Source organism: Streptococcus azizii (assembly GCF_001984715.1).
GTDB lineage: Bacteria > Bacillota > Bacilli > Lactobacillales > Streptococcaceae > Streptococcus > Streptococcus azizii.
Genome location: NZ_MSPR01000011.1, coordinates 76,388 through 82,534 on the forward strand (window position 1 = coordinate 76,388; position 6,147 = coordinate 82,534).

Below are 6,147 nucleotides of genomic sequence, written 5' to 3' on the forward strand. Positions count from 1 at the left end.
AATATGAAAAAATATCAAGAAATTTTCAATGATATAAAAGAAAAAATTGACGGAAATATCTATCCAGCAGAGCAGGTACTACCAACGGAAAAAGAGTTGCAATATCAGTATCAGGTCAGCCGTGATACGATCCGAAAAGCTTTGGCTATGCTGACAGAGCGCGGTCTGATCCAGAAAGTACAAGGGAAGGGCTCCCTGGTATTAAAACAAGAACTGCTTGATTTTCCTGTATCAGGCTTAATCTCCTATCAAGAATTGGCCCAGACGCTTCATATGGACAGTCACACAGAAGTGGTCAGTCTAGAGCTATTGACGGTGACGAGTAGTCTATCCCAGTTGACGGGGTTTGAACCCTATCATCAGGTGTGGAAACTTGTCCGTACAAGGTCTATCGATGGTACCGTTTCGGTCCTTGATACGGACTATCTATCATATGAGTTAGTCCCACACTTGACCAAGGATATTGCTCGGGTCTCTATCTATGCTTATCTGGAGGGTGAGCTAGGTTTGGATATTGCCTATGCTCAAAAAGAAATTACGGTTGAGCCGACCAATCGAGAAGAGAGAGAACTGATGCAGAGTAAGGACGACTATTTGGTTCAGATTCGTTCCCGTGTCTTTTTGAGTAATACACAGCAGTTCCAATACACGGAAAGTAAACATAAGATTGACAAGTTTCGCTTTGTTGATTTTGCACGGAGAAAAAGTGTGGTCTGACCTTTGGTGCTACTGACCTAGCGATTAGCCAAACGGTTGATTTTACGATATAATAGTAGGTGAGGTAATTTTATGGCAAATTTAAATCGATACAAGTTTACATTTGGGGATAAGCAGCTGACACTCACAACAGAGCATGATAATCTTTTTATGGAAGAGATTGAGCGGGTTGCGCAAGAAAAATATCAGGCGATACGGGAAAAAATGCCGACAGCTGATTCTGAGACTCTGGCCTTGTTGCTGGCAATCAATGCCTTATCTGTTCAGCTCAAGCGGGAGATGGAACACGAGAAGGTAGAAGCCGAGTTGGCTAGTATGAAAGAAAAAGTTCTCAAGAAAAATGTGACACTATTAGATCTGGATGAACTTGAGGATCTATCATGATAACATTGCTCTTATTGATTATTTTATTGTGGAGTTTTTATATTGGCTATAGTCGGGGCATTGTATTGCAGAGCTATTATACCTTTGCCAGTATCTTTTCCCTTATTATTGCAGCGGCTCAATTCAAACCGTTGATTCCCCTGTTCTACTTATGGGTACCATTTGCAACAGCAAGTCAGGGAGCGAGTACCTACTATTTTGAAAGTCAATACTTATTCAGTCTAGATAAGATTTTTTATGCAGGTCTGGCTTTTTTAGTAGTCTATCTATTTATTTATGTTGGGCTGAGACTAGTGGGGCTTTTGATGCACTTGGTTCGATTTGCCGATCCAGACACAACGCTAACCAATGTCATTAGTGGCGTTTTAGCAGTTATGGTAGCGATGATCTCCTTGCAGATTATCCTAACCATTGCTGGGACGATTCCGCTCGCCTTGGTACAAGAAACGCTCCATAAGAGTTGGCTGGCGAATGCTATGATTCAATACATGCCCATCACTGGCAACCTATTTAAAAATTTGTGGATTGCAACGCTTGGACAATAGGAGAAGATCGGCCTCAAGAGATTGTCACCTTGCCGCCCACCATTGAGGCACAAAAGAGTAAACGATAGATAGACAGGGGTTGAGCACAGGTTGCCAGTCCCTCTGTTTATACCAAGATACAAAGCCCGTTAAGAACTCAAAGCGAAAATAGGAGTTTTGACGCAGAACCCCAAGTTCTAGGAAAAACTATCTTTTTCGCACAGAGTTTAGGGCGTGTTCAGTTAAGATGTGAGGACGTTAAGAAAATGTAAAGAAAAATAGGGAATTGGGGGGGCAGATGACTCAGGTCATCAAGCCAATTCATCTTTTTTCTCACATTTTTAGTCCGAACTCAGTTGGTTAAGATGTGAAGTCGTTAAAAAAAACGATTGAAAAATAGACAATCGAAGTAGGTTGACTTGCAACCAATGAGATTGGTCTTTTTGACAGTGAGATGTAGTCCGAGTTCAGATAAGATGTGAAGCCGTTAAAAAACCGAATGAAAAATAGGAAATCGAAGTAGGTTGCTTTGCAACCAATGAGATTGGTCTTTTTGACAGTGAGTTGTAGTCCGAGTTCAATTACACAAGATACAAAGCCCGTGAAGAACTCAAAGCGAAAATGGGATTGCAATGGTTCGGGGAGTAACCTAACCCGGTGGAGTGAAACAGTTCGGGGAACTGTTTCAGCTGGTCACCTAGAAAGAAGAAAGTGACCATAGAAGCCCGAGCCAAGAAATCGGAAAGCGAGGATTAACCAGTTGAAACAAGAAGGTGACCATAGAAGCCTGAGCTAGGAGAGAGAAAATTCGACGAGTGACACTCTAAGGGGAGGTTTTCAGCTCATGCCTTAAAGGTTACGGAGAGTTTGTAAAAGTAAACTTCTATTTCTAGCTTCACAGATATAGCCTACCTTTAAAGTTAGAAGCATTTATCCTCGCTTTCCTGCTTCACTTCATAAGATACCAAGGGCGTGAAAAGCGACTAAAAATAAGAAATACGATGAATAACGAATGAAGAAATGAAAGAGGGACCCTCGGAGGAAGAAAATGAATCAAAAGATGATGGAAGCCTTAGAGTTTCACAAAGTCAAGGTCTTGCTGGAACCCTTTATTCTGACAGAGCAGGGAGAGCTTGAATTGCGAGAGCTCCAGCCGATGACAGATGCAGGGAGGATTCAGAAGGCCTTTGATGAAGTGGAGGATATGGGGCAGTTATTTGTAGAGCATCCCCGATTTAGTCTGGGTGCTACAGTTGATATAGGTCCTGCCATGAAACGCTTGGACTTAGACGCAGATCTCAATATTCCCGAAATTTTGGCTGTGAAAAAAGTATTAGAGGTATCGAAGGAACTGGTTGATTTTTACAGGCAGCTGGAAAATGTAAACCTGCTCCAGTTGCCTTCCCTATTTGAAAAAATCGAACTTTTCCCTCATATCCAAGGAAGTTTGCAGGCGATTCATCAGGCAGGTTTTGTCGAAGATTTTGCCAGTGAAAAATTGATGCACATTCGCAGGAAGATTCGGGAATCAGAAGACCAAATTAGACAGGTTTTGCAGGAGATGCTAAAGACCAAGAGCGATATGTTGACGGATACGGTTTTAGCTAGTCGGAACGGTCGCAATGTCCTGCCTGTCAAAAATACCTACCGCAACCGCATCTCAGGTGTAGTACATGATATTTCGGCATCTGGCTCAACAGTTTATATTGAACCACGTGCAGTGGTCTCCCTCAATGAAGCGATGACCCATGCTAAGGCAGAAGAACGTCATGAAATCAGCCGCATCCTGCAGGAATTGTCCAACATGTTGCGGCCGCATAGTCGTGCTATTTACAATAATGCTTGGGTGATTGGGCATCTTGATTTTATCCGCGCCAAGCATGTTTTTGCTCGCACTTATCAGGCTACCATCCCCACCTTGTCCTCGTCTAAGGAGATTATTCTGTTAAATGTTCGCCACCCACTTTTGACAGATCCTGTGCCGAATGATGTATACTTTAAGGAGGATCTGACGGCCATCGTGATTACTGGTCCCAATACGGGTGGTAAGACCATCATGTTGAAAACATTAGGCTTGACCCACCTTATGGCCCAGTCAGGCCTGCCGATTTTGGCAGATAAGGGAAGTCGCGTTGCTGTGTTTCATGACCTGTTCGCAGATATTGGTGATGAGCAGTCGATTGAACAAAGCCTATCGACCTTCTCTAGCCATATGACCCACATAGTAGATATTTTAGCGAATGCAACCCAGGATTCCCTCATTTTATTTGATGAATTGGGGGCAGGAACGGACCCGCAAGAGGGAGCCTCTCTTGCGATGGCTATCCTAGAAGACTTGCGCTTGCGGGGGATTAAAACCATGGCAACGACCCATTATCCTGAATTAAAAGCCTACGGCATTGAGACACTGGGGGTGGAAAATGCGAGCATGGAGTTTGATAGTCAAAGCCTACGACCAACCTATCGATTCATGCAGGGAGTTCCGGGGCGTTCAAATGCCTTTGATATTGCAAGGCGTCTTGGCTTATCACCTGCCATCATTAACGATGCGGCCAGTATGGTACAGACAGACAGTGATGTCAATCAAATGATTGAAAAGCTAGAGGCACAAACGACGGAGAGTCGGAAGCGTTTGGAGACCATCCGTGAGGTGGAACAGGAAAATTTCAAGATGAACCGTGTCTTGAAAAAACTCTACCATGAATTTTCGCGGGAGAAAGAAATAGAGCTAAACAAGGCGCGCATAGAAGCACAAGAGATTGTCACGCTGGCATTGGCGGAAAGCGATGAAATTTTGAAACATCTCCATAGCCAAGCTAGCTTAAAACCGCATCAGATCATCGAAGCCAAGAGCCAGTTGAAACGATTAGCCCCCGAAGTTGTTGATCTTTCTAACAACAAGGTCTTGAAAAAGGCTAAGAAAGAAAAAGCGGCGCGCGTGGGCGATGACATCATGGTGACTAGCTATGGACAGAGAGGGACCTTAATCAAGCAGTTAAAGGACGGTCGCTGGGAGGCTCAAGTTGGTCTGATTAAGATGACGCTCAAAGCAGATGAATTTACCTTGGTGAAGGCTGAAAAAGCAGAAAAACCAAAACAAAAGCAGGTCCACATTGTCAAGCGTAGGGCTGGAAAAGGACCAAAAGCTCGCCTTGATTTGCGCGGGAAACGCTATGAGGAAGCGATGCAGGAATTGGATGAATTTATTGACCAAGCCCTGCTCAACAATCTATCTCAAGTAGACATCATCCATGGGATAGGGACGGGTGTCATTCGTGAGGGAGTCACCAAGTACCTCCGTCGGAACAAGCAGGTCAAAGAATTTGGTTATGCACCGCAGAATGCTGGAGGAAGTGGGGCCACCATTGTGACCTTTAAATAAGCAGGCTCACTGTGCCTACTGTAGCTATTTTGCTTTCTCGACCTGTTTCAGGCTCTTTCAAAAATGACCACCTCCTAAAAAGATTTTCCTGAGTCAGGATAGGTCACTCAAAATGGATTGTTCCAGCGAGCTATTACCGGACGTAGTAAATATTTTGAAAAAGATTTCTTTTGGTGTAGAATAACAGTACAAAGAGAAAAGGAGAACGAATATGGTTCAAGCAGTTACGGATGCCAACTTTGTCGAAGAAACAAAAGATGGTCTTGTATTGATTGATTTTTGGGCGACTTGGTGCGGTCCATGCCGCATGCAGGCACCGATTCTAGAGCAACTAGCCCAAGAAATGCATGAAGATGAATTGAAAATCTTGAAAATGGATGTTGATGAAAATCCCAACACAGCGCGTGAGTTTGGGATTATGTCCATCCCGACCCTGCTTTTCAAGAAGGACGGAGAAGTCGTCAAACAAGTGGCAGGTGTCCATAGTAAAGAGCAGCTCAAAGCCATTGTTGCTGAATTAGCATAAAAACTGAGAGCAATTACCAATGTCATTACGTGAGTGACAGGAAGAATTCATTAGAAGGTGTGAAGGAGACGAACCTAGTCGTTCTCAGTCACACTTTTTATTTATGACTCAAAGCTATAAAAAACAGCACTCCTCTTTGGGGGAATGCTGTAAAATAAATCATTTATAGTTAGTAAGTTTTAAAATAGTAATCCAACGATTCATTTATAGATTCGAATTGTGGTAATAATTCTATGATTGCTTTCTTTAAGTTTGCCCAAGCAGTTTCAATTGGATTTAATTCCGGTGAATAAGGAGGTAAGGGCAGAAAGAAGTGGTGTTGTTCAATACAAAGCTCATCTAGTTGTTTCTTGGGGTGAAACGTCGCATTATCCATCACAATAACATGAGTTTCAGATAAGGAGGGTAACAGCTCCTCTGAAAACCATTTCATAAAAAAGTCACTTGTCATACTTTCTTTGTAAATCATCGGAGCTACAAATTGATTTCCAATTTGACCAGCTACAACTGAAATACGCTCAAACCTTCTTCCACTAATCTTCTCCAGAACCTTATGTCCCCTAGGAGCTCTCGCTCGTGGGCGTGTTAAATAAGTGTCAATGCCGGTTTCATCA

The 6,147-nt window shown here is 43.1% G+C and carries 6 protein-coding genes; 5 read left to right on the plus strand and 1 reads right to left on the minus strand.

The features are described 5' to 3' along the window. Positions 1–3: 3 nt before the first annotated feature. The 5 genes from treR (at position 4) to trxA (ending at position 5,533) form a co-directional block, all read left to right on the plus strand. On the plus strand, positions 4–717 hold the full coding sequence (gene treR / locus BVE84_RS06605) for a trehalose operon repressor (RefSeq protein ID WP_076996281.1): 714 nt from the start codon (positions 4–6) through the stop codon (positions 715–717). Positions 718–789: 72 nt separating this feature from the next. Continuing rightward, on the plus strand, positions 790–1,101 hold the full coding sequence (gene zapA, locus BVE84_RS06610; RefSeq protein ID WP_076996270.1) for a cell division protein ZapA: 312 nt from the start codon (positions 790–792) through the stop codon (positions 1,099–1,101). After that, the gene (locus tag BVE84_RS06615; RefSeq protein WP_076996271.1) at positions 1,098–1,646 is read left to right on the plus strand and encodes a CvpA family protein; all 549 of its coding nucleotides are present in this window, start codon (positions 1,098–1,100) and stop codon (positions 1,644–1,646) included. Before zapA ends, BVE84_RS06615 begins: the two co-directional genes overlap by 4 nt. A 1,027-nt stretch (positions 1,647–2,673) precedes the next feature. Then, positions 2,674–5,007: an endonuclease MutS2 gene (locus BVE84_RS06620; RefSeq protein WP_076996272.1), complete on the plus strand. Its 2,334-nt coding sequence runs from the start codon at positions 2,674–2,676 to the stop codon at positions 5,005–5,007. Between the two features lie 211 nt (positions 5,008–5,218). Then, complete coding sequence (gene trxA, locus BVE84_RS06625; protein ID WP_076996273.1) at positions 5,219–5,533, plus strand: thioredoxin; 315 nt, start codon at positions 5,219–5,221, stop codon at positions 5,531–5,533. A gap of 169 nt (positions 5,534–5,702) precedes the next feature. On the opposite strand, the gene BVE84_RS06630 is transcribed toward trxA, so the two are convergent. Next, a partial coding sequence (locus BVE84_RS06630) for a transposase (protein WP_076996274.1) occupies positions 5,703–6,147 on the minus strand: 445 nt, incomplete at its 5' end.